The 4,082-nt window shown below is 42.5% G+C and carries 5 protein-coding genes; 4 read left to right on the top strand and 1 reads right to left on the bottom strand.

Going from position 1 to position 4,082, the window contains the following annotated elements:
- The 4 genes from C5O23_RS13965 to C5O23_RS13945 all read left to right on the top strand — a co-directional run.
- The coding region (locus C5O23_RS13965) for an ATP-binding protein (protein WP_161553606.1) at positions 1-206 on the top strand (206 nt) is incomplete at its 5' end.
- Between the two features lie 305 nt (positions 207-511).
- Positions 512-1,780, top strand: a complete 1,269-nt coding sequence (locus tag C5O23_RS13960) for an ATP-binding protein (protein ID WP_160899865.1) — start codon at positions 512-514, stop codon at positions 1,778-1,780.
- Positions 1,781-1,848: 68 nt separating this feature from the next.
- Positions 1,849-2,187, top strand: a complete 339-nt coding sequence (locus C5O23_RS13955) for a hypothetical protein (protein ID WP_107033519.1) — start codon at positions 1,849-1,851, stop codon at positions 2,185-2,187.
- 653 nt (positions 2,188-2,840) lie between these two features.
- Positions 2,841-3,794, top strand: a complete 954-nt coding sequence (locus C5O23_RS13945) for a hypothetical protein (protein ID WP_107033517.1) — start codon at positions 2,841-2,843, stop codon at positions 3,792-3,794.
- An 82-nt stretch (positions 3,795-3,876) separates the two neighbouring features.
- Here the strand turns inward: C5O23_RS13945 and C5O23_RS13940 are convergent.
- A partial coding sequence (locus C5O23_RS13940; RefSeq protein WP_161553606.1) for an ATP-binding protein occupies positions 3,877-4,082 on the bottom strand: 206 nt, incomplete at its 5' end.

Below are 4,082 nucleotides of genomic sequence, written 5' to 3'. Positions count from 1 at the left end.
GCGCACACCTTACGGAAATCATCGAAGACCGCCATGGTCGCAAATCAATCATCGTGACATCACAGCTCCCCGAACTGGACTGGTACGAAGCAATCGGTGACTCCACAGTGGCAGATGCAATACTCGACCGCATTGTCCACACTGCTCATCGAATCACGCTTACCGGCGAAAGCGTCCGTAAGCTTAAAGCTATAAAAAGCAGATAAGACAAAATAAAATTGACCCCGTCGGCCAGAACGTTTTCAGGGGTCAATTCAAAATATTTTCAGGGGTCAATTCAACCTTGGCCTAAGGGGTCATCCGAGCCTGGGTTTTCCACAGGCTTTCAATGAAAAAATATTTATCGTGCCACCAATATGATGAAGTTGATATAGACCAACTTTTGTAACAGAAATATCGGTTTATCGTAGTTCGCGCATTTTATATGTGCCTAATTATCGTAGTTTTCAATGTGAGAATTTGCCGATTTACCGAAGTTTCATTATCTTTGCGCCATAAATACAAGATATTAATGGAGACTTCAGTACTGCTTGAAATATTACGTGACCAACGAGAAGAACTTGACTCACTTCGTTCCCAATGCTTTTGCAAACGAAAGGAAGAAGATATGGTTAAACTTGAGAGTAAAAAGGCTCAGGTAGTAATAGGAGTGCGCCGTAGTGGAAAATCAACATTGTGTTTCAATGTATTGAATAAGGCTCAGGCAAAATTTGCTTATGTGAATTTTGACGATGAGCGTTTAGTTCGTTTGTCAGCTGATGATCTGAACGATGTATTAAAATGCCTATACCAGATTTATGGTGACTTCACCCACCTATTTCTTGACGAGGCACAGAATATAGAGGGCTGGCATCTCTTTGTCAACAGATTGCTCCGGCACGGGATGAAGTTGATTATAACCGGCAGCAACGCGAAACTACTTAGTAGCGAACTTTCCACATATCTCACCGGACGCTACAATGAAATCGAATTATTTCCTTTCTCGTTCCGTGAATTTTGCGAAATGGAGAAAGTGGAAACGACGAATCTTTCTACAAAAACTGACGCCTTACTTCGCAGAGCATTTGACAAGTACATGGAGACAGGTGGTTTTCCGGAGATAATCAGTGGAGAAGAAACTGCCGAGGAATATATAGATACTCTGGTTTCAAATATTCTGGAAAGAGACATCGTGCAGCGTTTTAAGGTAAGATACAAAGATGCCTTTAAGTCACTGTCTCATCATCTTATGAATAATGCTCCATGCGAAGTTATATATACAGCTTTGCAGAAGACTTTTAATTTCAAAAATGACAAAACCGTTGAGAATTATGTCGGATACCTTTATCAGGCTTATCTCCTGAAACAGTTACGCAAATATTCTACCAAAAGCAGCGAGCGGATTCGTAATGCGAAATGCTACCCCATAGATGTATCGCTTATGAACGCCAGAAAGGATGCTTTTGCAAAAGATAATTTTGGATGGAGGCTTGAATCTCTGGTTTATTTGGCAATATGCAGAAAATATGGAGTCGGATACGATGTCTATTATCACAAAACAGAGTCTTACGAAGTTGATTTCGTAGTCTGTCATCGAGCAACGGTTGTTGAACTTGTACAGGTCTCCTATGACATATCCTCGGAAAAAACTCTCAATCGCGAAACTTCTGCTTTGGTGAAAGCCGGGACATCACTAAAATGTGACAAATTGACTTTGGTCACCGCCTTTGAGGAGCGTGAATTGGAGGTTCAGGGACAAGTCATTGATGTCTGTGCTGCTTACAAATGGCTTCTGATATAACCACATCGCTCGTTTTTAACTCCCCAATCCTGCTACAGCATAGAATAACAATCTTTAGAACGTAAAATATGACAGAATCAGACTTCATAAAAGCAATACAGCTTCTTTTCCCAAAAGGAAATCCTTTGAGAGAGTTCGCCGATTTTGTATCAAAAGGAAATAGCATTGAAAAGCTCACTTCGCTCCTTTTTGTCAAGGATCGTCTTGAATCGGAATATAAGTTAGCCGCCTTTGCCCAATTATACTCTCCAAATAACAATCACACCCGCTATCTTGAAGGCATTTCGTCCGCCCTATCCGAATGTAATAATCGCATAGTGCAACTGACGGATAAAGTCTTACAAGATGAGATGCAAAAGAAAGCCCTTGACAATATAAGAGAGATAATGAACAGAAGTGGATTCTGAGTCTCAACATTGGATACGGCGAGAACCTCGGTTCCGGTTTCCCTCTCATTCTCAACGCATGGCAGGAAAAGCACTGGTTAGAGCCGCAGCTCATTGAACAGCCTGAGCTGATGCAGGTTAAACTTGAACTGAAGATAGTTAGTGCCGAGAATCATACTGCCCCACAAAGAGGGCAGAAAGAGGGGCAGAAAGAATTGTCTCCACGCCAATTGGACATAATTCATCTATTGGAGAATACCCCCGATGCGACCATGCCAAAGATAGCGGAAGTCATGGCAATTACATACCGTACAGTCCGTAGGGATATGGAGTAGCTTCAAAAATCTGGAATTATATCGCGTGAAGGTGGACGCAAAGAAGGTAGATGGATTATAAATAAATTTTAATCCTTCATTCTGCCATTTTCATTTTCTATGCCTTATGGCGCATACGATGCGTCACGCCAAGTAAGCGGTATAAAACTTTCTGAAACGTTTTTTTGGGGGGGTATATTATAGGGCTTCGTTATGAATGGCTTGTAGTTTGTTAGATCGGTGAACACTTGGTGAATGGAGGTTGTTTGATATGCTGAATGTTGCTATGACGAAAATTTCAGTAAATCGGCATAGCTATTGGCATTCATATTCATCAACCCGTTAAATACCACCCCGCGAATGCCAAACCATACGACCTTACGCGATGTTGTGCCAATATTGGAAGATTTGAGGCAACTTACGAAAGCTCCGCTGGTAGCCAAACAGGATACAATTTTTTACAAGCGAATTGCCGAAGCCACCAGCAAACTATGTTCTATTGACATCGAAAACGCTATCATCGAATCTCACGCCTCTGGAGAAATCGGAAAGGTACAAGCTGACCAAACCCGAAATTACTGTGCCGAGATTGCAACAAGGCTACTTACATTCTGGAGTGTATTCCATACGTTGGACCGTGAACGTAAGAATAAATCCAAGGCAGACATGATAGACGGGTACGAAAGCAACCACTTCCTTAAAGAAGTGGAGATGTTCTATATCTGTGCAGCTCATTATGAGTACGCGCTAAAGGCTTGTCACAAAATCCCGGTGCCTGATGACTGGACGATAGATAAATACAAACAGGAAATCGAGCAATTCCATATGTCCGAAACCCGTGAGGGATGGCTTGAAAAGAAACGGGAGTTCCTTAAGAAATTACAGGAAAGCGTTGAATATGATGAATTTATATTGAAGCCATCATTCGATGTGTACCATGAGTTGCGAAGTGTCTGTCGTAGAATTTTCATAACGGTGGAGCGATACTTTCCGCCATGTGAAATTCGGCTACATCCGAAATGTAGGGAAACCTTTATCCAAAAGATGCAGGTTCCCAATGGTAGTTATCCGGCACCTGAACAACCTGTAAAACAGAATCAGACAAATACGAAATCATGCCGCCAATGGGAAGAAGATCTGTTCCCTATGATACTTGTTTCGGAGTTATACGAAGTTTGTTCTGATGTTTTCGACAGCACCGAGACTCAGTTCCATTCATCACTCAATCTCCACGGCAAACATGAACCCATAAAGATACGCCCCAAGCAGAAAATCAAGGCTTGCTGGAAAACCCAGGCTCGGATGACCCCTTAGGCCAAGGTTGAATTGACCCCTGAAAATATTTTGAATTGACCCCTGAAAACGTTCTGGCCGACGGGGTCAATTTTATTTTGTCTTATCTGCTTTTTATAGCTTTAAGCTTACGGACGCTTTCGCCGGTAAGCGTGATTCGATGAGCAGTGTGGACAATGCGGTCGAGTATTGCATCTGCCACTGTGGAGTCACCGATTGCTTCGTACCAGTCCAGTTCGGGGAGCTGTGATGTCACGATGATTGATTTGCGACCATGGCGGTCTTCGATGATTTCCGTAAGGTGTGCGC

Origin of the sequence: Duncaniella muris (genome assembly GCF_003024805.1) — a bacterium.
GTDB lineage: Bacteria > Bacteroidota > Bacteroidia > Bacteroidales > Muribaculaceae > Duncaniella > Duncaniella muris.
The sequence above is the reverse complement of the archived record's forward strand: the minus strand, read 5'-3'. Positions and strand labels throughout refer to the sequence as shown.